Raw genomic sequence first — 24,736 nt, 5'->3', positions numbered from 1 at the left:
ATGAAAAATAAAGGATTTAACTGGTTTTTTCCGATCGCCATAGCAGTGGTGCTGTTTCTCTTTTTACAGCCCATGTTTAGCTCTAGCGAAGGATCGAAACTAGACGAAGAGCGATTTTATGAGCTCGTGGAACAAGGCAAGGTAAAAGATGTCTTAGTCTACACGGACATCAGCAAAGCCGATGTCTTTTTAACCAAAGATGCCAAGGCAGAACTGGCAAAAAACGGCAAAGAGCAGACTCCGAGCCCTTTTGAAATGCTAAGTCCTCAAACGGGACCCGACTATACTTTTGCATACGGGGACAAAACAATTCTATTAGAAACGTATCGAGACCTTAAAAAGACCAACCCTGCCATTGCTACCACAATGGATTACACGACCGCTAAAAACCCGATTTCGGACTTATTTGTAACGATCCTAATTTGGGTTGCCGTACTTGGTTTGTTCTACTTCTTCCTCTTTAGAAGAATGGGTGGCGGAGGCGGAGGACCTGGCGGACAGATCTTCTCAATTGGCAAATCGAAAGCCAAGCTTTTCGACGAAAAAGACAAAGTACAAGTTACCTTTAAAGACGTAGCTGGACTAGAAGGAGCAAAAGAAGAAGTTCAAGAAGTTGTAGATTTCTTAAAAAATTCAGATAAATACACAAGATTAGGTGGGAAAATCCCGAAAGGAGTCCTTTTAGTAGGTCCTCCGGGAACTGGGAAAACCCTTCTTGCAAAAGCCGTAGCTGGCGAAGCAAAAGTTCCCTTTTTCTCCCTGTCAGGTTCTGATTTTGTTGAGATGTTTGTAGGAGTAGGAGCCTCTAGAGTTCGAGACCTGTTTGCTCAAGCAAAAGTAAAATCACCCGCCATTATCTTCATTGATGAAATTGATGCGATTGGACGTGCGAGAGGAAAAGGAAACATTACGGGAGGAAACGATGAAAGGGAAAACACCTTGAACCAACTCCTTACGGAGATGGATGGTTTTGGAACCGACACCAACGTGATCGTGATGGCGGCAACCAACCGTGCGGACATTCTAGACAAAGCACTTATGAGAGCGGGACGTTTTGACCGTTCCATCTATGTAGACCTTCCCGAACTTCACGAAAGAAGACAAATCTTTGATGTGCATTTGGCGAAAATCAAACTGGATCCCAACGTAGATCGTGATTTCTTAGCAAAACAAACCCCTGGGTTTAGCGGTGCAGACATTGCAAACGTATGTAACGAAGCGGCGCTTATTGCAGCAAGAAACAACCACGATACGGTAACCAAACAGGACTTCCTCGATGCAGTAGACCGTATTATTGGAGGATTAGAGAAGAAAAACAAAGCCATTAAACCTTCCGAAAAGAAGCGAGTGGCCTTCCACGAAGCAGGACATGCTGCCATTTCATGGCTCGTAGAGCACGCGGCGCCTCTTCTTAAAGTGACTATTGTACCAAGAGGCCGATCTTTAGGCGCCGCATGGTACTTGCCTGAAGAACGTTCACTTACCACAACCGAGCAGATGTACGATGAGATTTGTGCAACCCTGGGAGGTAGAGCTGCAGAGCAAACTGTGTTCGGAAACATTTCTACCGGAGCCCTTTCCGACCTAGAAAGAGTAACCAAGCAAGCACAAGCCATGGTAACCGTGTATGGTCTTAACGATCGAGTAGGAAACATCTCTTATTACGATAGTTCAGGACAGAGTGAATATTCCCTTGGAAAACCCTACTCAGAACATACCGCAAAAACCATTGACGAAGAAATTTCTAAAATCATTGAACTTCAGTACACCCGTGCACTCCAGATCTTAACTGACAACCGCGACAAGCTAGATGCACTCGCTAGTAAGCTGTTAGAGAAGGAGGTTATTTTCCGAGAAGATTTAGAAGAGATTTTTGGCAAAAGAGCCTGGGATCCAGAACTTACGGAACAACCCCTGCAGGTTGCAGAAGAAAATAAGAAAGAGGATGTAGAGCCTATATCTACCCCTCCTAGCGAAGCAGAGCCGCTGCAACCAGAGGCTCCCTCCTCGGAGCTACCCTCTTAATTAAATACAAAATCCTGACCTAAGAATTTACTTTCGGTCAGGATTTTGCTATTTATGCGATTCAATAAAATATAATTTCTATTTTTGTATTCTATAATTGATAAATCCATACTGTATACGTGAGCTTATTTAGGAAATTTGTAGGAAAAATTCTTAATCAGCCTGAAGTTGATGACGAGAACGATCTGGTAAAATTAGGAGACCAGTTAAAGCATGCGGATTTGGATTACAAGTTCGCCCAGCTTTTCACGCACTCGGGAGGCTACTTTAATTATTGCCAAGACGAAGCGGAGGCCTTGCAAGTCCTCAACCAGATTTTAAAGCTCGAGGATATACGATCCGTTTTTTGCTGCGATCAGGACCTAAAGAATTTTTTGGATGTCGTTAAGATTCCTTATGACAAAACGTTAGAATCGTTCCACGATGCGGCCTTTATCACTTGTGAGTATCTCATCGCGTACGACGGTCGAATTATGCTCTCACACAACAACATTCTTCATTACCATTCTTCTCGACTTCCTGAAAAGATTATTATTATGGCGAACGTCTCGCAAATTGTGACCAATTTGGGGGATGCCATGATGAAGGTAAAAAGAAGAGGCACCCTTAAAAATCTTACCTCCATTAGTGGCGGGCACTCGAAATTGGATCATACAGGGAAAGACAATACAAAACTTTTCTTACTTTTACTCGAAGATTAAACCCCTGGTATGTTTACTCTCTAATCAGAACAAAATTGGATAAAAATTTAATTCAAAGGCTAATCTCAGGACTAGTGTACGGCTTAATTATCATACTCTGCACAACTTCTCTTGGGCAGAGTCTACTAGAGCCCATCGCCCCTAAACTTCGTCAACATCATTTGTATTTTGGCCTTATTGCCTTTCTTCTATTGGCCAGTGTGTGGGAATGCATTCGAATTCTCAAAATCACAGAAGGGTGGCAACGAATCTTTGCCCTTCCCTTAAGCTTAGCCGTCTTTTACATCTTTGCAAAACGATATTTTGAACAGGGGTTTTCTTATGAAGCGAATTCCTCTGAATGGATGGCGCTCTTTCTGATCCTTGTCGCCTGTCTTACGCTGTTCTTTTTCAAGAAAGAACTTAGCAACAATTCTGGAAAATTAGTTTTTACCGTTCTCTATACGGCTCTTCCCTTTGGGTTTGCTTTAGGTCTCGTTCAATTCGAAAACGATCAGTTTACATGGGAAGCGTTTTGGCTTTTTGTTCTGATTTGGTCAAGCGATTCCTTTGCATACTTTTCAGGTAAACTGTTTGGCAAACATAAAATGGCCCCCACCATCTCTCCTAAGAAAACCTGGGAAGGGTTTGCAGGAGGAGTCCTTCTTACTTTGATTTTAGCCTACTTCATTGAATCTAATTTGCCTCAACTAAGAGGAAACTGGATTATAGTCGGTCTTTTAGTTTCTATCTTCGCCCCATTAGGGGATCTCGTAGAAAGCCAATTAAAACGAAATTTCAATGTAAAGGATAGTGGATTCCTTATTCCAGGTCATGGCGGAGTGCTCGATCGGCTCGATAGCTTTATTATTTGTGCTCCCGTTGTGTATCTTTACTTCCTACTCAATCAACTTTTATAAAATCGACTATGAAACTGCATAAAGAATCTAAAGGCACTCTTCTAGTTGCCACGTTACTTTTCGTGATCGTCGCGATACTCACGATTTATTTTCTAAAGCAGTGGTCCCTGCTTATTATCGTTCCCCTTCTCATTCTCTATGGGCTGGTGTTTTGGTTCTTCCGAGTACCTCATCGTATTTTATCGGAGCAGGAACTATCCATTGTGGCTCCTGTCGATGGCAAAGTGGTCATGATTAAAGAAGTGGATGAATCGGAGTTTTTGAATCAAAAAGCGATTCAAATCTCCATTTTCATGTCCCCTCTTAATGTGCATATTTGCCGCTACCCTGTTTCCGGAAAGGTAATTTATAAAAAGTACCATCCGGGAAAATACCTCGTCGCATGGCATGAGAAATCATCGACCGAAAACGAAAGAACCACCGTTGCGGTGGAAACTCCGGCAAAGCATCAGATTGTATTTCGTCAAATTGCAGGGTATGTCGCTCGAAGAATTGTCTTCTATTGTGAACCTGGTGACGAGGCAAAAGCGGGAGAAGAATTTGGGTTTATCAAATTCGGATCAAGAATGGATGTGTTTTTACCTTTAGACTCGGAAATACTCTGTAAAATTGGAGACAAAACTAAAGGCGGAGTGGATCTAATTGCACAACTATCCAAATCCGATTCTTAATAGACAATTTCTAGGGTCTTAGTCCCTAGCTCCCTTTTAATCTCGAAAAAAAGTCTAGCGACCTAAAAATCAAATTTTGGCTTTGCAAAAAATTATTTTAGTTTTTTTTTGTACCTTTTAAACCAAAATTCTTCCTTTATGACATTGTTAAGACTTTTTGGCTTCAGCGCCGCCCTTCTTTTTCTACTTGTTTCCTGTACGCAGGATATTAACCAACAAAAAATCGAGCTTGAAAAGCGCGAGGCCGCTTTGCAGGAAAAAGAAAGCGCATTTGCGTTAAAACAAGCGGATTACCAACTGCTTTCCCAAATGCGGGACTCTATTGTGAGCTCCGTGGATTCTCTTGACATTCACCCTAAATTAGACCTCATTGCAGGAAAATGGAAAGGAAAGATTGTTTGTACCGAAAGTAGCTGTCCTGAGTACGTTGTGGGAGACACGCGAATTGACGATTGGCAACTTGAGGTCGTCGCCGGGATTGTAACGGCTAAAAACTTGAATAAATCGGGCTTTATTCGCGTTTACAAAGGGACCATCGAAAACAACCAATTAAAACTCTACTACAACAGCCCTGCAGATGCGACCACGGTCTTAAACATAGGCATCGTATTTCCGGATCTATCCGCAAACAAACTTTCGGGTTCTCGTAACGTTCAAATCGACGGGAAATGCCAAAGTAAATACACCATTGAACTTTCACGATAAGCTGATTTTTTATGCTCACAATTTTAAGTGCAGGACACTTCAGTATTCCCATTGAGGATCCTCTACTCAAGTTTTTAGTAATTCTTGTCATTATATTGGCTGCGCCTCTTCTTTTAAATAAGATCAAGGTGCCCCATTTAATAGGACTGATTATTGCGGGAGCTCTCATAGGCCCCAATGGATTTGGGGTGCTTCCCCGGGACGCTAGCGTTGTGGTCATAGGAACCACAGGTCTTCTATTTATCATGTTTATGGCCGGTCTTGAAATCGACCTCACAGAATTCAAAAAAAACAAATGGAAAAGTCTGGGGTTTGGTGGATACACATTCGTCATTCCTCTTACTCTGGGAATGTTTGCGGGCCATTATTTTCTAGGTTTTGATTGGATTACTTCCATCTTATTTGCGAGTATATTCTCCTCTCATACCCTAATATCCTATCCTATTGTCAGTAAATTAGGGATTACAAAAAATAAAGCAGTCAACATTACCGTAGGAGGAACGATGATTACGGACGTGCTTGCCCTTTTAGTGCTTGCGGTCATTGTAGGCATGTCCCAAGGCGAAGTAAACAACGCCTTTTGGATACGACTCGGAATCTCAATCGCGGTTTTTGGAGCCGTGGTAATAATTGGATTCCCGATTATAGGCCGTTGGTTTTTCAAAAAAGTAGACGACAAGGTCTCCCATTTCATTTTCGTCATGGTGATGATCTATCTAGCGGGACTGTTCGCTGAACTAGCCGGGGTAGAAGCGATCATTGGTGCTTTCTTGGCCGGACTCGCCTTGAACCGCCTAATTCCTCATACCTCAACCCTTATGAATCGTATCGACTTTGTCGGAAACGCTTTATTTATTCCCTTTTTCCTTATTTCTGTGGGTATGATTATCGATTTCCAAGCCTTTATTAAAGACTTTGAAACGATAAAAGTCGCTCTGGTTATGACCATACTTGCCATCGGTGGAAAATACTTGGCCGCAATGGCTACGAAAAAAACGTTCAAGATGACCGACGATGAAGGCAATTTAGTATTTGGACTTTCCTCCGCTTCCGCTGCGGCAACACTGGCCGCAGTAATGGTAGGATACAATGTAATCTTAGGCGAAACGGATTCTGGCGAACCCATTCGACTTTTGAACGAAAGCATCCTGAACGGAAGTATTTTACTGATCTTAATTTCTTGTACCATTTCCTCTTTTGTATCGCTTAAAAGCGCCACCAATATCTTTGAACGGGAAAGCGAGAAAAACATATCAGATGAAAATGCAGGCGAAGAGAGAATTCTACTAGCTCTTAATTATCCAGAAACGGTTGAACCAATGACCAACCTAGCTCTGCTCGTAAAATCGAGCTCAAACAAAGACCATCTCTATGCACTTAATGTGATTAATGAAGGAAGGAATGAATCCTCGGACAAGCATGCAGACAAGCTGTTGCATACAGCGGCAAACGTTGCGGCCGGAGCTGAGATTCTAATTACTACTTTAAAGAGGCACGACTCGGATGTAATCAATGGGATTAACAATGAAATAAAAGAGCATAAGATTACGGATCTACTAATCGGTGTGGACCAAGCGAAAGGATTTAGTTCGTCTTTCGTTTACAATCTTTACAACGGGTATTTAAGCAATTCCACGACCAATGTTCTGGTGTACCATAGTGCACAGCCTACCGCCACCATTCATACGTATCACACCGTGATTCCAGACCAAGCACCTAAGGAACCAGGCTTTTTCAAATCATTGCTCAAAATATGGAACTTGGCTCGACATTCCGGTGCACAAATGGTTTTCTATACCAGTGAGAGTACGATCAAACTTCTAGAAAAGATTCAGAAAAAAGCAACGATTGAATCCGAGTTTATCATCTTCACCAATTGGAATGACCTGCCAAAAATAGCAGAAAAAATGAAGGCGGACGAAGGACTTATTCTAATGATGAGCAAAAGAGGACAGGCTTCCTATATCAAGGAAATGGCCAAGGTGCCAAACTTCCTTCATGAGAACTTCACGAAGACGAATTATCTGGTACTCTACCCTTCGACGGAATCTGATCAACCGACTACACTTCGATCGTACACGAATCGGAGAAGCCACAACAATTTAGAAGATTATAGTGAGATTGGGAATTTGATTGGAAAACTATTTAAGTAAAGATTTTTTAACTTGTAAAATTCTGCAATTCTACCAGTTTGTAATAAACCCCTTTCCTTTCTAGTAATTCCTGGTGAGTCCCTGTCTCCACAATTCTGCCCTTTTCCATTACCACAATAGAGTCTGCTTTTTGGATGGTGGAAAGTCGATGGGCAATAATAAGCGAGGTTCTGTTCTCCATCATTTTGTCTAAAGCATCTTGAACCATACGCTCACTTTCGGTATCCAGTGCACTGGTTGCCTCATCAAGAATCATAATCGGCGGATTTTTAAGTACTGCCCTCGCAATGGATACTCTTTGCTTTTGCCCTCCAGAGAGTTTCGATCCGTCGTCTCCAATATTGGTTTGATAGCCTTCGGCAAATTGAGTAATGAAAGAATCCGCATTGGCAATTTTTGCCGCCGCAATAACTTCCTGCTCACTTGCTTCCGGTTTTCCCATTAGAATATTATTGTAAACGCTATCATTAAAAAGAACCGATTCTTGAGTAACCATTCCTAGCAAGTTGCGGAAGGGTTCTAACTGAAGTTCCTTTACATTCACTCCATCCACTAGAATAGAGCCTTCCTGCACGTCGTAGAAACGAGCAAGCAAATTGGCAACGGTCGTTTTACCGCTTCCAGACTGCCCCACAAGGGCTACGGTACTCCCTTTTTCTAAAACCAAGTTAAAGTCTTCCAAGATGGGATGAATTGAATCGTAATAAAAGGATACATTTTGAAACTCAATTTTGTCTTTCAACTCCTCAATAGGTTGTGCATTCACAGACTCTTCTACTCTCAAATCGTAATCGAGAACTTCCGAGACTCGGTCCAAACTGGCCATCCCCCCTTGGATGTTAGAATACGCATTTGAAAGCTTCTTAGCAGGTTCTAAAATTTGGAAAAAAATCGCAATGAAAACCAAAAATGTTTCCGGATCCATTGAGTCTTGATTTAGAATTTGATACCCTGCAAACCAGGTAATAAGTAAGATGGTTACTGAGCCTAAAAATTCACTCATAGGCGAGGCAAGTTCTCTTCTTCGACTCATTCCAATGGTATGCGTCTGCCAGTTGAGTGTCGTTTTATCAAAGCGTCGATTTAAAATTTTATCTGCGTTGAAAATTTTAATCACTTTGGAGGATTTGAGCGTCTCATCGACCAAAGAAAACAAATTTCCCAACTCTTCTTGGGCTGCGGTCGCCTTCCTTTTCAAACTTTTGCCCACACTAGAGATAATCCAACCCATAATTGGAAAGACCAAAAGGGAAAACAGTGTCAAATTGGGAGAAAGTAAGAACAAAGTGATAAGGGAAGTAATGATCATAAAAGGAGCGTTCACCACGTCCACTAAACTACCCATCACTCCACTCTCTACAGCTCCAATGTCATTCGAAATTCGCGACATCATATCCCCTTTCCTTTTCTCCGTAAAGAAAGAAACTGGAAGCTTCAAAAATTTACGATACATTGCTGAGCGCAAATCTTTCGTGATCCCTACCCTATAATTCACCAGCAAAAAAGCCCCTAAGTAGCGGAAAATATTACGAAGCAAAAATGCAAATGCTGTCACGGCGCAAAGAATGGCTAGTACTTGGACGGCTCCGTTTTGGTCGATCTGCACTTGAATATGGTAATACGCTATATCTTTTAAATAACTGAAATAATCTCCAAATTCTCCGTTGTATACGGGCTTTGTACTCACATCCACACGGTCCATTGTGCCAAACATAAGACCTAAAATAGGAAGCATCGTGGCCACCGAAAAAATATTCAGAACTGAATAAAGGATGTTAAAGAAGATACTTAGGTATAGAAAACGCTTATGCGGACCTGCGAAATACAAGATTCTTTGGAGTGGCTTCATACTTGAAATTAAGCTACAAAAATACACAATTCTAAGGAGTTTAGTTCCTCACAAAGAAAAAGGCGAAAGTCCCCGCAAATTGCAAAGAAAAAACTGCCTCCGCATTGGAGACAGTTTCTTACACTCTAAAAAAAATCGTTGTTTGGCTACCTAAGTCGATCTACAGATTTTACGAGCTTCTCGTCTTTACGTATGTAATGGTTTGCAATAAGCAAACAAATTAAACTCAGTAAAGGGAAAATAGGCTCAATACCTTTCTCAGGAAATGACATTCCTCCAGATAAATTGAGTAAACCGTACACAAGTACACCGATCAACAAAACGTTTATAATGATGCTGATATAATTCAGCAGCAATTGTCTTAATCTCGACTTAAAATTAAAGATTGAAAATGCTCCTAGAAGAACTAGCACGATGGCAGCCCCACTAACAAACCCCTCAAATAATAAAGTATTCAAATCTTGGCTAGTTACGTATAAAAACACGCTGCCAAGTACGGAGAGTAACATCCAAACCGATTGAATTCGCTGTAACATATGGCAAAAATAGTAATTTTTTTTGCATTTTTTAAAAAAAAATGTAGATTTGCACAATAATTGATTCTATTTCTAAGCCATCCTGGCTTTATTCTTTTATACACAAACCCACTTACAAACACATTTTACTCAACACTTTATGTTCAACATTGAAATGTTAAGGTCAAAATCCGACTCGGAATTGGCACTTATACTAAAAGAATTCGGTATTAAAATTGCGAAAGCTGCAACCGAAAACGACAAAATATTTGCAATACTTGACTTCCAGGCTTCTAATCCTAAAATTGCAAAAGACTATTACACTTCTACCACCCCTTCGCAACCTGCGAAAGAACCTAGCGATACGACCCAAACCGTAGCTGATAAACCCGTTGCAAAGAAGGCACCGGCAAGAACAGCGAAAAAGGCACCGGCCGTGAAAAAACCAACCCAAGTCGAAGAGACCTCTCAAGAGGCTGTAGCCATCTTAGACGAAAAGTCTGAGGTAGAGGCGAAAGAAATTCCCGCCGCAAAGCAAAACAAGCCGGTAAGAAAACCGGCTAATCAACCCAAAGCAAAGCGTAAGACAGAAGAAGTGAACCCTTCTTCCGCTGAACCAGCAATCGAGGGAGAAACGGCAAAGGAAACCGAGATGGCGACACCTACGGAAAAACCTAACCTTGTGAAGACTGAAACTTCACAAAACCAGGAAGAAGCTAGAGAGAGAAGACCACAAAACTCTGCTACTCCACAAGGTCAGAAAAGACCGGCTCACTCAGGAAATTCTCAAAGAGCCAACAACAACAACAACAACAACAACAACAACAACAACAACAATAATAATAACCATTCCAACAAAGGAACGCAGGAACCAGCGGAATCTAAAAAAGAATTTAATTTCGATGGACTCGTTACCATTGAAGGAGTTCTTGAGATTCTTCCAGACAACTACGGATTCCTTCGCTCTTCAGATTTCTCCTATATTTCTTCTCCAGACGATGTTTACGTATCTACGACTCAAATTCGTAATTACGGTTTAAAAACGGGAGATACGGTGAAAGGGATTGTTAGACTTCCTAAGGAAGGAGAAAAGTATTTCTCTTTGAAAAAGCCTTTAGAAGTGAACGGTAGAGATCTAGATTTCATCAAAGACCGTGTTGCTTTTGAATATTTAACTCCTTTATTTCCAGAAGAAAAATTCAACTTGGCGGGAAAAGGATCTACCATATCTACTCGAATTGTAGACCTTTTTGCCCCGATCGGAAAAGGCCAAAGAGCGATGATTGTCGCACAACCTAAAACCGGTAAAACCATGCTTTTAAAGGACATTGCAAATGCAATTTCAGCAAATCACCCGGAAGCCTACATGATGGTTCTTTTAATTGATGAGCGTCCTGAAGAAGTGACGGATATGGAGCGTAGCGTCAATGCGGAAGTGATTGCCTCTACCTTTGACGAAGCCGCAGACAAACACGTGAAAGTAGCCAACCTTGTTCTTGCAAAAGCACAAAGACTAGTGGAATGCGGGCATGATGTTGTAATTCTTTTAGACTCTATTACAAGGCTTGCAAGAGCATACAATACCGTCACACCTGCTTCAGGTAAAGTTCTCTCTGGTGGTGTGGATGCCAACGCTCTTCACAAACCTAAACGATTCTTCGGAGCTGCTAGAAACATTGAGGGAGGCGGTTCGTTAACCATCATTGCAACGGCACTTATTGATACTGGTTCAAAAATGGACGAGGTTATTTTTGAAGAATTCAAAGGAACAGGGAATATGGAACTGCAACTGGATCGTAAAATTGCGAACAAGAGAATTTACCCCGCCATTGATTTGGTATCCTCTAGTACGAGAAAGGACGATTTACTCTTATCAGAAACCACCACTCAGCGTATGTGGATTTTACGAAAATACTTGTCTGATATGAACCCTCTAGAAGCGATGGACTTTGTTGAAAAGAACATCAAAGGCACCTTATCGAACGAAGAGTTCTTAATGTCAATGAATCGTTAAGACTAAATAAGGCCATCAATCTGACTGTCATTATCCATCTTTTCGATGTTAAAGATTTATTAAAACCATAGCATAGATTAGGGATCTGCATAATTTTTGCTTAAATTAGACCATTAACTAAAAAATACAATTATGTCATTCGAGTTACCAAAATTAAGCTATGCTTACGACGCTTTAGAACCTACCATTGATGCAAAAACAATGGAAATTCACTATACGAAACACCACCAAGGGTATGTGGACAATTTAAACAAAGCCATTGCCGGAACTGACTTGGAAGGAAAGACAATTGAGGAAGTATGCATGTCAGGATCTGATAAAACCGCTGTTAGAAATAACGGAGGTGGTCATTTTAACCACTCCTTATTCTGGGAAGTTCTTACTCCTGGAGGAAGTAGTGAGCCTGTTGGAAACGTAAAAAGTCAAATCGAAGCGTACGGTGGATTTGAAAAATTAAAAACCGATTTTTCAGAAGCTGCAAAAACTAGATTCGGATCAGGTTGGGCATGGGTATGCAAAAAAGAGGACGGTTCACTTCAAGTGTGCTCTACTCCGAACCAAGACAATCCTTTAATGCCACAAGCCGACTGCAAAGGGACGCCTGTGTTAGGATTAGACGTTTGGGAACATGCGTATTACCTTAACTACCAAAACAAGAGACCTGATTATGTATCTGCATTCTTCAATGTGATCAATTGGGACAAAGTAGAAGAACTTTACAACAAGTAATTCATACTATAAATTAAAAAAGGGCGACTTTGAATGATCAAAGTCGCCCTTTTTGTTAGGTTTGTTTTATAAGAAATTACACGTTGAGTTCTAGTAAGGTTTCCATATACTCTCTCTCATTACTTAAACGAGGCACTTTGTTCTGTCCTCCCAATTTGCCGCGGTTGGACATCCACTCATAAAAGAGTCCCTCCTTTGCTACGTGAACAACGGGAGCTTTTAAGGTAATGTCTTTGTACCGCTTCGCTTCATAATCTGAATTTAACGACTGCAATTGTTTATCAAAATAGTCTGTGAAGTAAGACAGATCTGTTGGTTTTACTGCAAATTCAATAATCCATTCATGGGCTCCTGATCCCTGATCTGTCATGTAAATGGGCGCTCCAGTGAATTCCTTCACTTGGGCTCCACAAGCCTCGCAAACTCGGCTTAATGCCGTCTCCACGTTATCGATCATTAGCTCTTCCCCAAAGGCATTGATATAATGCTTGGTTCTTCCCGAAACTTGGATTCGAAATGGACTTAAAGAGGTGAATCGTACTGTATCGCCAATTAAATAGCGCCAAAGTCCCCCATTGGTTGAAATCACTAATGCATAATTCTTTCCAATCTCGACCTGAGGAAGGGTTAGCACCACCGGATCTGGTTTTCCAAACTCCTCCATGGGAATAAACTCATAGAATATACCGTAATCGAGCATAAGGAGCATTTCATCGCTATTGGGACGATCTTGAATGGCAAAAAACCCTTCGGACGCATTGTATATTTCGTAGTAATTCACTTGGCGTCCAACAATCTGATTGTACTGCTCACGATACGGTTTAAAACTAATTCCTCCGTGAAAAAAGACTTCCAAGTTGGGCCATAGCTCTGCCATGTTTTGTGCGCCCGTTTCTTTCAAAATTCGTTTTAGAAGCACCATCATCCAACTAGGCACCCCTGTGAGGCTTCCCACATCTTGGTGTTTAACTTCCGAAATTATCGCTTCCAATTTCGTTTCCCATTCGGACATTAACGAAACCTTTCGACTCGGTACAGTGGTGATGTCCACCCACATGGGTAAATTCTCAATTAATATGGCAGAAAGATCTCCGTACTTCGAGTTAAAATCTTCGTATCGCTCGGCACTTCCTCCTAGTTTTAGATTCTTGTTGGAAAAGAGTTGATTTTCAGGATGGTTGTTTGCATAAATTGAAATCAAATCCTTTCCTGCTTTAAAATGGCAATGCTCTAAACTTTCCTCCGTAATCGGGATGTATTTACTCTTTGCATTGGTGGTCCCAGAAGACTTGGCAAAATGCCTTACACCGCCTGGCCACAGCACATTCTTTTCTCCTCTTCTGGCTCGTTCAATATAGGGCTCTATTTCTTCATAGGATACAATTGGAACTCGTTTTTGAAAATCCTCAATACTTCCAATCCGGTTAAATCCATACTCTTTTCCATAGACTGTGTCCTCAGCCAAATACAACTGAGAAAACAAAACTCCACTTTGAGTTTCAATGGGATCCTTTATGAAATTTTGAATGTTATCAATTCTTTGTTTAATGAACCAGTTCACTAAAGAATTGAATAAAGCCTTCGTTGCCATAGGTAACAAAAATAGAAAATTTTTAAGTCTAATGAAATCCTTAAATGAAATTTGTAACAAAAAAAAGAACTATGCGTCTAATTTGTATAAAAGCAAACATGAGAAAACTGCTCCTCGCCACCATGGCCCTTATCGCAACCTATAGTTTTGGCCAAAAAAAATGGTCTCTACAAGAGTGCGTCACTTATGCCTTGGAGAATAATCTGCAAGTACTCAGCAACCAATACAACCAAGATATTCAGGCACTTACTTTAGAAACCACCAAAAAGCAAAAGCTTCCCGGTGTTTCGGGTTCGCTATCAAACAATCTTAGTTTTGGTCAGCAACGTTATGTAAATTTAGTGCAGAGAAATGACAACTTCAATAACAGTGCGAACCTTAGTGCTGATGTTCTTTTGTACAATCACAATCGACTCGAGAAAGCTGTGCAGAAAGCTTCCTATGAACTCGATGCTAGTCGGTACGATGTAGAAACCATTAAGAACAACATCTCTTTGCAAATCGCAGAGCAATACTTAACCATCCTTCTAAACAAGGAAATTGTAGCCATTAGCCAAAGTGCACTTGAAAACGCGAGGTACTTGTTTGAGCGCGCAAAAATAACCACGGAGGTCGGTACGACGGCGCAAATTGTTCTTGCCGAAGCCCAAGCTTCCATGGCAAGGGAAAAGCAAAATGTAATTACTGCCGAAGTAAACGTAGATCGCGGGTTATTTAATCTGGCTCAGCTCCTACAGTTAGAAAACTATAAAGATTTTGACATTGAGAATGTGATTTTAGACAGCGATTTAAATGCTCCTTTGATTGCAGGAGAGACGATTGTTGAAACGGCCTATGAAAACCAACCTGAGATCAAAGCAGCTCAGTACAGAATCCAGGCCGCGGAGGAACAAACCGAAATAACCAAAACCGCATTCTATCCTACCGTAAGTCTAAGTGCAGGTGTGGGTAGCTTCTATTTCAATCAGTTAAACCAAGGAAGAGATACGAGCTTCTTTAAGCAATATTCAGAGAACTTTGGACAACAGATTGGTCTTAGTGCAAACATCCCAATCTTTAACAAAGGGATTACCAAATTGCAAGTAGAACAAGCTAAAATCAACGAAAGCATTGCTCAAAACACGCTTTTACAACAAAAGCAAACGGTAAAACAAAATGTGCAACTTGCTCAATTTGATGCAGAAAGCAATTATGAAAGTTACCTTGCAGCCTTGGAAGCGGAAAGAAGCTCTACACTGGCTTTGGATTTTGCAGAAAAAAGCTATGAAGCGGGGAAAAGCACCATATACGATCTGAACAACGCAAGAAACAGCAGTGCTAATGCAAAAGGATCAGTAGCTCAGGCCAAATACAATTACTTATTTAGCCTTAAACTTCTGAATTTCTACCAAGGGATTCCTATCACCCTTTAAGTTCGACAATTTTCAAACTTTGAAGGTTCCATAAAACCTTATTTTCTTAAGACTGGCTGTAGTTCTTTAATCCAATTTGAATTAGAGAACTACAGCCCGCACTTATGCCGTTTCAAACAAAGATTTAGAGACTGCAAAACAATTCCTAAATTTGTCAAAACGAAACAATAAGAAATGTCGCTTGTTCCTTTACAACCCAGACTTCCTTCAGGAGCCATTCCCATTCTACAAAAATGGGTAGACGGATATCCTCTTCTCCTCACAGTTACAAAAAAACGATTAACAAAATTAGGAGATTACCGTAAGGTTCAAAATGGACAACATCAAATTTCCATCAATGGGAACCTAGAGCCTAACCTCTTTTTTCTGGTCCTCACTCATGAAATTGCACACTTGCTCGCTTTTGAACGTTATTCTCGACGCATCGCACCCCACGGCATCGAATGGAAAATCACTTTTGGTCAAATGATTTTGGAATCCATTGATCTCTACCCTCTCGATCTTCAGCGCATTCTCCTTCCCTTCTCAAGGAGTCCGAAAGCAAATTTCATGGCTTCACCCGATCTAGTGAAGTATTTTGAAACCCCGGATCCCACCAGTACAAAAACGTATATTGAAAACCTTCAGCCTCAAGATCAGTTTGAATTTAAAGGCCAGACCTACCTACTTAAGAAGAAGATGAAAAAGAATTATCTTTGTGAACAACTTGGTACGGGACGACTCTATAATTTCAGCGCCTTAGCCAAGGTGGAAAAATTAAAAATACATGAATAAGTCAAACTTGTACTGCGTGATTATGGCAGGAGGAATCGGAAGTCGATTCTGGCCTATGAGTACAACCAAATATCCAAAACAATTTCAAGACATTTTAGGAACAGGTCGCACTATGATTCAACAGACCTATGACCGAATTAGTGAACTATTTCCTGCGGAAAACATATTTGTTGTCACCAGTAAGGAATACCTAGAGCTCACCTACTCTCAATTGCCGGAGATTAACCCCGAGCATATTGTGGGAGAGCCTATGATGAAAAATACCGCAGCGTGTAATCTTTACATGGCTAACAAAATTTCAGAGATCAATCCGGAGGCAAAACTTGTAGTACTTCCAGCGGATCACCTAATCTTAAAGGAAGCTCGTTTCCAAGAAAAAATCAATCTGGCTCTTTCCCTAGTGGAGCAGAACGATTACCTCATAACCTTAGGAATTAAGCCTACGAGGCCCGATACAGGTTATGGGTATATTCAATACCTAAGCGAAGAAAATAAATCGATTTTCAAAGTAAAAACTTTCACAGAAAAACCCAATTTGGAAATTGCAAAAGCCTTTCTAGAAAGCGGTGATTTTCTATGGAATGCGGGAATCTTTATTTGGAGCGTCAAATCTATTATCAATGCCTTTGAAAAGTATCTACCTGAGATGGTTCAGCAGTTCAATTATTGTGAGTACAATTCACAAAAGGAGGAACACTGCATTGAAGAGATTTATCCAAAACTGACAAAAATCTCCATTGACAATGGAATTTTAGAAAAAGCACAAAATGTGCATGTGATCCCTGCCGATCTCGGATGGAGTGATCTGGGTACATGGACGTCCGTCTACCAAAATGCAATAAAGGACGATCAAAACAATGCTGTGAATTCGAAGAATATCTTAAGCTACAACTCCAAAGGAAATGTGGTACGCCTAAAAAGCAAAAACAAAGCGGCCATCATTGACGGACTAAAAAATTACATTGTGGTAGACACCGACAAAGCCCTACTTATTTGTCCTCGAGACCACGATCAGTTAATCAAAGACTATGTTCAAGACCTGAAAAATCTGAAAAAGGGGGATCGATTTATGTAAAGCTCTTTCCTAATTGAGAAAAGGCTTAATCTGTTTTTTGCTTGTGTTCTTTGGAACTCCTTTCTCTCCCAGACTGTATGTGAATCCAATTCCCAAGGTTTGTTTAAGCTGGGTTTTTTGAATTTGGTCATGGTCGTAAAGGATATCAAGTCCTACAATGGCGGAAACGAATTGATTGAACTTTAGGTTTAGTACTCCCGAATAATTCACATCGACCCTCTCAAAATGACTAAGATAATTGGCAAAGAAATTCAGTTGGTTGTTTAGGTATATATCCTTGTAAATCTTAAGTCGATATAGGAAGTTGACGTTGGTACCAAGCTCACTACGTACACTCTGGCCGTCTTCCTCTAAACCGTATTTTCCGGCCACTTGCAAATCAGGATCCAGAACGAACGTAAACTTGCCATTGATGGGTCTAACTATTACTTGGAAATTTTCACTGGGGTTATACGAGAGCCCGATCCCTAGGTTTAAATAGCCTGGTGCCATGAAGCGAGAGATTCGATCTTCGTAATTTGGATCCGGTGTAGCAGAATAATTATACCCTGGTGTAAATTGAGAAAGCAATTGATACCCTGCAGAAAGGTAGTAGTTCCGTCCTAATTCATATCCGTAGTTGGAGGCAATGTTGATGAAGTCTTCCGTCTTGCGAGTACTTTGTCCGTCCGTTGCCACAAATCCAAAACCAAAGGAAAATAAATTCTCCAAATAATGTCGGTTGTTTTTATAACTGAGATTATAATTCACTTTTCCAAGAACTCCCATGTTGTTATTCCCTCCTGAATTCCAATTTGAAAAAGAGGCTTGGTTAAAGTGCAAATTGTTTTGCCCAAAGAAGAACCAACGTTTTTCCTGCTCATAATTAATCAAATTAAAGGGAGTCATTGGAATTTCTGTGGAAACTTGAGGAATGATAATCTCATCACGAATGACCAGAGTATCGGTTTCAATGACCTCGATGCCCTCCAACACGGGATTGGCGAGAGAATCTAAATTCGGTTGCATCTTTAGCCAGTTTGAGTGGGAAATGGAATCCAATTTCTTCTGTGTTTCTGTGCGTTGTGCATGAAAACCTGTGGTAGTGAAAAGAATCACCAATAAAACTATTCGCTTCAAGGGTACGGTTGTTAGAAATTATATACTTTGAGCTTGCAATTTATTGAAAATCTTAAGAAAAATAAAAAATATTGCCTTTTTGTCTCAATTTTAAAGAAATTGAACTGATTTTTAGTCGTAAATTAGTCAGGAAATAAATTTAGCACTCTTTTTGACTCTATCGCTTCATGCAAAATAACTCTCCCCTTCAAATCGATGCATTGGTGTTCCCAGTGTTACTGCTCCTTGGGATGTGGGTGGGGTATTTATTACAATATTTAAATCTAGTGCCAGATTGTTTTGGTGCAATTATCCCTCTATTGCCTGAAGGCTTAAAGGGAGTTTTCCTTAGTCCTTTGCTACACGGAAGCTTGGACCACTTATTGAGCAACTCTTTTCCCATTCTAATTCTCACCTTTTTACTCTATCAATTTTACCCAAAAATTGCACACCGCACGCTGCTTATTGGATGGATTACGACAGGTCTCGTGGTATGGCTCTTGCCCCCAGTTGATTTTTATACAGGATTGCGCTCAAGCTACGCCTGCATTATTGGGGCGAGTGGACTTGTCTATTTACTCGCATTCTTTCTCTTCTTTAGTGGAGTTTTTCGTTGGGATCTAAAATTATTGGCCGTGAGTCTTGCCGTTGCATTTTATTACGGTAGTCTTATTTGGGGAATATTTCCTGAGGAATATTTTCAGCAGCTAGAGGCTCCTAGCCGAGTTTCTTGGCAATCTCACTTAGCAGGTGCGGTCGTGGGCCTCGTTCTTGCATTCCTCATGAGACGATCGGGCGAACGAAAAAAGAAGTTTTTATGGCAATACCCTAATTATTACAGTGAGAAAGACGATCGTCTCTGGCAAGAATATATCCTAAAGCATCCAGAGGACTTTAATGAAATGCCACAAAAAAAGAAGGACCCTGTATGGGATAGGCTAGAAGAACTTCGCAACAAATAGCGTTTTGGGCTACTTTTCTGAAAGCGATAAGAAAGAATTCAATTAAAATAGTGAACTCATTCGAAAAGCTCTGAATCGGACTGGAAATTTTAGGTTTTACTCAAATTCAGGTTCAGATTGCGATTTTCGCAATACATTTTGGTGCTTACATTGGCTTCTTGTATCAGATTTCGATTTTTAACTCTGCACGAATTTCAGCAAAAACCAAAATAAATAGAAGGAACCGATGGCTAAAATCGCACAAAACCGAGTGCTTAACCTCATTTAAATGAATTTTTTGCAAATAGAAATTGATTGCTTGTGAGGTTTAAAAATAAAATTAAATTTGTTTATTATAATTTTCATCATTATGGAGAACCCTAACATTGAGCAAAAAATCCAAGACTTTATTGCGAGAATAGAAGCCAGAAACCCGAACGAACCCGAATTCCTACAGGCGGTCAAAGAGGTAGCCATCACGGTTCTACCTTTTATCGAAACCCGAAAGGAATATAGCGGCAAAAAGCTTTTGGAACGCATGGCGGAAGCAGAGCGGATCATCATTTTCAGGGTCCCATGGATGGACGACAAAGGAGAAATCCATGTAAACAGAGGCTACCGAATTCAAATGAATTCTGCCATTGGCCCATACAAAGGAGGAATTCGTTTCCACCCAACTGTAAATCTTTCCGTACTTAAATTCTTAGCCTTTGAACAGGTCTTTAAGAATTCTTTGACAACCCTTCCCATGGGAGGAGGTAAGGGAGGTGCGGACTTTGACCCACAAGGCAAAACCGACATGGAAATCATGAGATTCTGCCAGGCCTTTATGACGGAAATGTGCAAACACATAGGCCCAGAAACCGACGTTCCTGCAGGAGACATTGGAGTGGGAGCTAGAGAAATTGGATACTTATTCGGACAATACAAGAAAATCAGAAATGAATTTAGTGGAGTACTTACGGGAAAAGGACTAGCCTATGGAGGCTCCTTAATTAGACCGGAAGCCACTGGATATGGAGTCGTTTATTTTTGTGAACAGATGCTAAAAACCATCGGCGAAACAATTCCTGGGAAAACCTTTGCTGTTTCTGGATTTGGAAATGTGGCATGGGGAGTCGTGAAAAAGATTAATGAATTAGGCGGAAAAGTACTTACGATTTCAGGACCGGATGGGTACATTTACGATAAAGATGGAATTTCCGGAGAGAAAGTAGATTTCATGCTCTCAATGAGAGCTTCAGGAACGAACCGTGCAGAGGACTTTTCTACTCAATTTCCTTCCGCTGTATTTCATGCGGGAAAACGTCCTTGGGAAGTAAAATGCGATGTTGCAATTCCTGCAGCCACCCAGAATGAACTTTTGTTAGAAGACGCCGAACTTTTGGTTTCCAACGGTGTGTTATGTGTTACTGAGGCAGCAAACATGCCTTCCACGCTTGAGGCAATCAACCATTTCGTTGATAACAAAATACTCTTTAGTCCAGGAAAAGCTTCTAACGCAGGGGGAGTTGCAACCTCAGGGTTAGAAATGACTCAAAATTCAATTCGATTAAATTGGACTTCAGAAGAGGTCGATGCAAGACTAAAAGAAATTATGATCGGGATCCATAAGGCTTGCCGTGATTATGGAAAAGAAGAGAATGGATATGTAAATTATGTGAAGGGAGCGAACATTGCAGGCTTTGTAAAAGTTGCAGAAGCGATGCTTGCCCAAGGTGTTGTATAGGCGGAGGCATTGTACGATATGTGAAATTCCATTAAAAAGTAGGAGCGCCCCAATAGAGGCGCTCTTTTTAATTTTTATCTGCTTTCTTTATTCAACTTTAAAGAATAAACCTAAAACTCGCGTGTCTTTAGCTTGTGTGATGCAAACTACTAACCCCAATTGAGAATCGAATTGCCAAACTAATGAAATTGGCTTTCAAGGTTTCTCAGGTCCGAAATGATGCTATCTAATTTTGCATCCTGTTTTTTAATCTCTTTTTTACCTAAATAAAAATACGCAAATAACATCCAAGAATAAGTAACTAAGAAGGTCAAAACGATCTTCCATAAATCCACATCTTTCAATATTTCATAAAGATAAATTCCTAATGTCGCGCTTAGTAAAACGTAGTAAATAGGCATATTCCAATGTCTTTGTTTTTTTTGAAAAATTCGGAAATCTTGCCATTGTTGAAGATGAAAACTGGGCGTCGAGCTGTCATCAATATCTCCAATTTTTTTAGCAGTATAAAGCATTAAAATTGCCTGTAGAAAACAAATTACCGAAACCATAACCATTGAGAAAATAAGTGCAGTAGTCTTTATTTCGGTATCGAAAGTGGTCATTAATCCCAAAATTAAAATCCCAGTAACCAAAAGCAAAATTGCGCCTTTTGAATACGTTTTTCTCAGTTTCATACGATTATTATTGATTTTTGAAATATTAGTATTTTTTGTTGGAATCTTTGTTTCAGATTGATTCCAAAGATTTTCAAGTTCTTTAAATTCTTCCATGATGGGTATATATTTCGTGAAGTTCTTTTTTGATTCTATGGATTTTTACGCGCAGATTATTTTCTGTTATTCCTGTAATTTCAGCAATTTCTTCGTACGGTTTTTCTTCCAAAACCAAAGTGATAATAATTCTTTCGCTTTCTCTTAGTTTACTAATGCATTCAAACAAAAGGTTGATTTCTTTGGAGTTATCATAAGTTTCTTCGTACATTAATTTCGAAAGAATAATTTCGGAATTTTGATCTTTGTTTTTTTCTTTTTTTAGTCCAACCAAACACGTATTAATCGCGATTCTATAAATCCAAGTTCCAATTTTGCTTTCGTTTCGGAATTTTGGTAAACTGTTCCAAACAGCAATCCATGTTTCTTGATGAAGGTCATCTGCAAATAATCTATCACCTGAATAGCTCAGACATAGCTTGTAAATTCTAGGTGAAAACTCTTGGTAAAGTTGATCAAAATTGTAAGTCATTTTTTGAATATTTGGTGATGATCAATCTGTTGATAATGATTTTTCATTTTTAAATAAATTGGCTGATAATGAAATTGCTTTTTTCTTGTAGCTATCAATTGGATGTCAATATTCTGAAATTATTACAAAAACAGAGGAGAAAAAGGAAGCGTGTTCAGAATTTAGTAAAATTACATCAAAGAAAATGTAATGAAAATATATACCAAAACAGATGACAAGAGAAAACCGCATCGCGCGGTGGGACAAGGGTTTACAAAGCATCCACAAGTATAGAATTCTTATGGAAATAAGAGAATGCACTTGCAAAAATGGTCACAATTAGAGCGTGATCTAATCAAAGAATATTCTTAATGAAATAATATCGGCTTGGCCGTTCGATCGCATGGGTAGAGAATCACATAAGACTTCTATCGAAAATCACAAGTCTGTGAAAACCAAAGCTCATTTGTCTTTACCCGATGAGTATTTCACTTTGAGCTCTTCCACAACGGCAAAGGCTGCAGGACAAATCAAAGTATTTTGCAATGTCAGAGAATTGATTTGGTAGATCTTTTTTCGGTCTGTGTGTGGAAATTCACGACACGCTTTTGGACGTACGTCATAAATCAAGCATGTATTGTCACTTGCTAAAAAGTGACAAGGCAAATTTTGCAGAACCATATCCTTATCCTCATCCACACGAAGATACCTAGATTCAAAATCCGATGCTTTCATCCGCAGATGCTTTGAAATCCGTTCGACATCCTTAGAGGTAAAAAGTGGCCCTGTGGTCTTGCAACAGTTAGCACAACTTAGACAATCTATCTTCGAAAAGACCTTTTCGTGAATTTCTTGAACATGAGAATCCAAGTCTTTGGGAGGTTTGCGCTTAAGTCCCTCCAAGAATTTTTTATGGTCCTTTGATTTTAAAAGTGCGGCCTTGCGATTTTGCTCTATATCCATAATAAATGGTAATCCTGTAAACTACAGTTGCAAAAATACGGCATTCTTGCGGGATTCCACTTTTAGCTCTTTGTAATTAGTCTGCCTCCGTATAACCAAAATTTCCTATCTCCTTGCAATTGCCTAATTTTGCAAGTATGAACAAGCTAGAAACCAGAGGAGACATTGAACTTCTCGTCAATACATTCTATAAAAAGGTAGCTGTGGATCCCACCATTGGTTATTTCTTCACGGACATTGCTAAAGTTGATTGGGAATATCACTTACCTAAAATGTATAGCTTTTGGGAAACTTTACTCTTCGGACAGGCTTCCTACAAAGGAAATCCAATGGCAAAACACTTCCCTATCAATGAGGTTGTGGCCATCGAAAAAGACCACTTTGAACATTGGTTAAAATTATGGACTGACACCGTTAATGAGCACTTCGCGGGTGAAATGGCAGATCAAGCCATCTACAAAGCCACTAACATTGCTCGTTTAATGGCCCATAAAATGGAAATTGCAAGAAAATTGCGCTAGGATTAAGGCACGATTACTGTGAACACGTAAGCAGCTAGAATCACAAGCAAAACGGTTCCATACAATATATTAGTCTTTCCTCTACTTAGTGATAACATCACCACGCAAAACGACAGAGCTAGAAGGATAATCGATTTGAGGTCCAGTCCGAGCACGAAAGGAATATCGTATAATATACATACAACGGAAACAGCAGGAATTGTAAGCCCAACACTGGCTAGCGCAGAACCTAGTCCCAAGTTAATAGAAGACTGTATTTGATTGTTCTTCGCAGCACGAATGGCCGCCACGCATTCCGGTAGCAATACTACGACCGCAATAATTACTCCGACCAGTGCATGTGGCGCCCCAATGGATTGAACAAACGATTCAATCACGGGTGACAATCCTTTGGCCATAAAAATCACAACGGCAAGGCAAACTAAGAGTAGAACAAGACTTCTAAGAGTGGTCCCCGTTGTCGGAGGATCCGCTTCATGAATAACTTCGCCTTCCCCTTCCACTATAAAAAAGTTACGGTGACGAACCGTTTGTACCATCAAAAAAGTACCATAAATAACGAGACAAGCGATGGATACAAAAATAAGTTGCGCGTTCGTATAAAAGGGACCTCTCGCACTCGAGGTGTAATTTGGAAGGATCAAAGTAAGAACAACGATTGCGACCAAACTAACTAGGTAGGTAGTAGCGGAACTTTGCATGAAATTCTGCTCTTTGAATTTAAATCCACCAATCAAAATGCACACGCCCAAGATTCCATTTAGTATTAGCATGACCGCTGCAAAAACAGTGTCTCTCGCATAAGTGAGTGCGCCATCACCTCCCGAGAGCATAAACGAGATGATAAGACCCACCTCCAAAATCGTAATACAGATGGCTAGAATGATGGTTCCGTAGGGTTCTCCCACTTTATGCGCGATTACCTCGGCATGGTGTACTGCCGCTAAAACACAAATAAACAGTAGTGCCGCTCCTATCACATTCATTATGGCGGCGCCGTTTAGTGCTCCACTCAAATAAAATAAAGTAGCGACTAAGGGAACTAAAGTATACCATTTCAGGAATCTTTTGAGCTTCATTTTATTTTTTTTGCAAAATACAAATAATCTATTAAAAGTAGGTTATTCAATCTAAAAAACTAATAACA

22 protein-coding genes are annotated in these 24,736 nt (G+C 40.2%); 14 read left to right on the top strand and 8 right to left on the bottom strand.

Features of this window, described 5'->3' with window-relative positions:
• From ftsH to ACX3PZ_RS03280, 6 genes are all read left to right on the top strand, one after another.
• Window positions 1–2,025, top strand: coding sequence for an ATP-dependent zinc metalloprotease FtsH (ftsH, locus tag ACX3PZ_RS03305; RefSeq protein WP_459083096.1), 2,025 nt, complete (start codon window positions 1–3; stop codon window positions 2,023–2,025).
• A 119-nt stretch (window positions 2,026–2,144) separates the two neighbouring features.
• The gene (locus tag ACX3PZ_RS03300; RefSeq protein WP_459083094.1) at window positions 2,145–2,726 is read left to right on the top strand and encodes an LUD domain-containing protein; all 582 of its coding nucleotides are present in this window, start codon (window positions 2,145–2,147) and stop codon (window positions 2,724–2,726) included.
• Between the two features lie 35 nt (window positions 2,727–2,761).
• A complete protein-coding gene (locus ACX3PZ_RS03295; protein WP_459083092.1) occupies window positions 2,762–3,625 on the top strand; it encodes a phosphatidate cytidylyltransferase in 864 nt (287 codons plus the stop codon).
• Window positions 3,626–3,633: 8 nt separating this feature from the next.
• Entirely contained in the window at window positions 3,634–4,296 is a 663-nt protein-coding gene (locus ACX3PZ_RS03290) for a phosphatidylserine decarboxylase family protein (RefSeq protein ID WP_459083090.1), read from the top strand.
• A 138-nt stretch (window positions 4,297–4,434) separates the two neighbouring features.
• A complete protein-coding gene (locus ACX3PZ_RS03285) occupies window positions 4,435–5,001 on the top strand; it encodes a hypothetical protein (protein WP_459083088.1) in 567 nt (188 codons plus the stop codon).
• 11 nt (window positions 5,002–5,012) lie between these two features.
• Entirely contained in the window at window positions 5,013–7,154 is a 2,142-nt protein-coding gene (locus tag ACX3PZ_RS03280; protein WP_459083086.1) for a cation:proton antiporter, read from the top strand.
• Between the two features lie 7 nt (window positions 7,155–7,161).
• Here ACX3PZ_RS03280 and ACX3PZ_RS03275 read toward each other — a convergent pair whose 3' ends face one another.
• Both ACX3PZ_RS03275 and ACX3PZ_RS03270 read right to left on the bottom strand, forming a co-directional pair.
• Window positions 7,162–9,003 carry an ABC transporter ATP-binding protein gene (locus ACX3PZ_RS03275; RefSeq protein ID WP_459083084.1) on the bottom strand — a complete coding sequence of 614 codons (1,842 nt, stop codon included), beginning with the start codon at window positions 9,001–9,003 and terminating at the stop codon, window positions 7,162–7,164.
• Window positions 9,004–9,149: 146 nt separating this feature from the next.
• Complete coding sequence (locus tag ACX3PZ_RS03270; RefSeq protein WP_459083082.1) at window positions 9,150–9,539, bottom strand: DUF4293 family protein; 390 nt, start codon at window positions 9,537–9,539, stop codon at window positions 9,150–9,152.
• A gap of 139 nt (window positions 9,540–9,678) precedes the next feature.
• On the opposite strand from ACX3PZ_RS03270, the gene rho reads away from it, so the two are divergent.
• Both rho and ACX3PZ_RS03260 read left to right on the top strand, forming a co-directional pair.
• On the top strand, window positions 9,679–11,532 hold the full coding sequence (rho, locus tag ACX3PZ_RS03265; RefSeq protein WP_459111960.1) for a transcription termination factor Rho: 1,854 nt from the start codon (window positions 9,679–9,681) through the stop codon (window positions 11,530–11,532).
• 132 nt (window positions 11,533–11,664) lie between these two features.
• Window positions 11,665–12,261, top strand: a complete 597-nt coding sequence (locus tag ACX3PZ_RS03260; protein WP_459083080.1) for a superoxide dismutase — start codon at window positions 11,665–11,667, stop codon at window positions 12,259–12,261.
• Window positions 12,262–12,337: 76 nt separating this feature from the next.
• On the opposite strand, the gene ACX3PZ_RS03255 is transcribed toward ACX3PZ_RS03260, so the two are convergent.
• On the bottom strand, window positions 12,338–13,852 hold the full coding sequence (locus tag ACX3PZ_RS03255; RefSeq protein ID WP_459083078.1) for a GH3 auxin-responsive promoter family protein: 1,515 nt from the start codon (window positions 13,850–13,852) through the stop codon (window positions 12,338–12,340).
• Between the two features lie 98 nt (window positions 13,853–13,950).
• On the opposite strand from ACX3PZ_RS03255, the gene ACX3PZ_RS03250 reads away from it, so the two are divergent.
• From ACX3PZ_RS03250 to ACX3PZ_RS03240, 3 genes are all read left to right on the top strand, one after another.
• Window positions 13,951–15,264: a TolC family protein gene (locus ACX3PZ_RS03250; RefSeq protein WP_459083076.1), complete on the top strand. Its 1,314-nt coding sequence runs from the start codon at window positions 13,951–13,953 to the stop codon at window positions 15,262–15,264.
• A 174-nt stretch (window positions 15,265–15,438) separates the two neighbouring features.
• Window positions 15,439–16,038 carry a SprT-like domain-containing protein gene (locus ACX3PZ_RS03245; protein WP_459083074.1) on the top strand — a complete coding sequence of 200 codons (600 nt, stop codon included), beginning with the start codon at window positions 15,439–15,441 and terminating at the stop codon, window positions 16,036–16,038.
• The gene (locus tag ACX3PZ_RS03240; RefSeq protein WP_459083072.1) at window positions 16,031–17,113 is read left to right on the top strand and encodes a mannose-1-phosphate guanylyltransferase; all 1,083 of its coding nucleotides are present in this window, start codon (window positions 16,031–16,033) and stop codon (window positions 17,111–17,113) included. The genes ACX3PZ_RS03245 and ACX3PZ_RS03240 overlap by 8 nt, the downstream gene beginning before the upstream one ends.
• A 9-nt stretch (window positions 17,114–17,122) precedes the next feature.
• Here the strand turns inward: ACX3PZ_RS03240 and ACX3PZ_RS03235 are convergent, their stop codons facing one another.
• Window positions 17,123–18,121: a DUF3078 domain-containing protein gene (locus ACX3PZ_RS03235; RefSeq protein ID WP_459111959.1), complete on the bottom strand. Its 999-nt coding sequence runs from the start codon at window positions 18,119–18,121 to the stop codon at window positions 17,123–17,125.
• Between the two features lie 278 nt (window positions 18,122–18,399).
• Between ACX3PZ_RS03235 and ACX3PZ_RS03230 the strand changes: the two genes are divergently transcribed.
• Together ACX3PZ_RS03230 and gdhA are read left to right on the top strand one after the other, a co-directional pair.
• The gene (locus ACX3PZ_RS03230) at window positions 18,400–19,173 is read left to right on the top strand and encodes a rhomboid family intramembrane serine protease (RefSeq protein ID WP_459083068.1); all 774 of its coding nucleotides are present in this window, start codon (window positions 18,400–18,402) and stop codon (window positions 19,171–19,173) included.
• Between the two features lie 349 nt (window positions 19,174–19,522).
• Window positions 19,523–20,881 (top strand): NADP-specific glutamate dehydrogenase, encoded by a 1,359-nt coding sequence (gene gdhA / locus ACX3PZ_RS03225; protein WP_459083066.1) that lies wholly within the window; start codon window positions 19,523–19,525, stop codon window positions 20,879–20,881.
• A 179-nt stretch (window positions 20,882–21,060) separates the two neighbouring features.
• On the opposite strand, the gene ACX3PZ_RS03220 is transcribed toward gdhA, so the two are convergent.
• From ACX3PZ_RS03220 to ACX3PZ_RS03210, 3 genes are all read right to left on the bottom strand, one after another.
• On the bottom strand, window positions 21,061–21,654 hold the full coding sequence (locus ACX3PZ_RS03220) for a hypothetical protein (protein WP_459083064.1): 594 nt from the start codon (window positions 21,652–21,654) through the stop codon (window positions 21,061–21,063).
• A complete protein-coding gene (locus ACX3PZ_RS03215; protein WP_459083062.1) occupies window positions 21,641–22,126 on the bottom strand; it encodes an RNA polymerase sigma factor in 486 nt (161 codons plus the stop codon). The genes ACX3PZ_RS03220 and ACX3PZ_RS03215 overlap by 14 nt, the downstream gene beginning before the upstream one ends.
• A 441-nt stretch (window positions 22,127–22,567) precedes the next feature.
• Window positions 22,568–23,068, bottom strand: coding sequence for a YkgJ family cysteine cluster protein (locus ACX3PZ_RS03210; RefSeq protein WP_459083060.1), 501 nt, complete (start codon window positions 23,066–23,068; stop codon window positions 22,568–22,570).
• A 137-nt stretch (window positions 23,069–23,205) separates the two neighbouring features.
• Between ACX3PZ_RS03210 and ACX3PZ_RS03205 the strand changes: the two genes are divergently transcribed.
• A complete protein-coding gene (locus tag ACX3PZ_RS03205) occupies window positions 23,206–23,589 on the top strand; it encodes a group III truncated hemoglobin (protein ID WP_459083058.1) in 384 nt (127 codons plus the stop codon).
• 2 nt (window positions 23,590–23,591) lie between these two features.
• Here the strand turns inward: ACX3PZ_RS03205 and ACX3PZ_RS03200 are convergent, their stop codons facing one another.
• Window positions 23,592–24,668 (bottom strand): calcium:cation antiporter, encoded by a 1,077-nt coding sequence (locus ACX3PZ_RS03200; protein ID WP_459083056.1) that lies wholly within the window; start codon window positions 24,666–24,668, stop codon window positions 23,592–23,594.
• Between the last annotated feature and the right edge of the window lie 68 nt (window positions 24,669–24,736).

The organism is Chryseobacterium sp. A321 (assembly GCF_054489265.1).
This window is presented reverse-complemented; position numbering and strand designations above follow the sequence as displayed.